A 255-nucleotide genomic window follows, 5' to 3' on the forward strand; every position below is an offset into this window, starting at 1 on the left:
GCAATCACTTTGCCATCGAGCACGTTGAGTGCGGCAAATAGGGTGGTTGTGCCATTGCGCTTGTAATCGTGCGTCATCGTGGCCGCACGACCTTTCTTTAGCGGCAGCCCAGGTTGAGTGCGGTCCAACGCCTGTATCTGACTTTTTTCATCGCAACACAATACCAGCGCATGCTCTGGCGGGGACAAATACAGCCCGACAATGTCTTCCAGCTTCTCGATAAATTTCGGGTCTCGCGAGACTTTGAAGCTGCGC

General features: G+C 53.7%; 1 pseudogene. It reads right to left on the bottom strand.

From position 1 onward, the window contains the following. A pseudogene (locus JW499_RS22160) lies at positions 1 to 255 on the bottom strand (IS630 family transposase); the annotation flags it as partial.

This window comes from Amphritea pacifica, assembly GCF_016924145.1.
In the GTDB taxonomy this organism is placed as follows: Bacteria; Pseudomonadota; Gammaproteobacteria; order Pseudomonadales; family Balneatricaceae; genus Amphritea; species Amphritea pacifica.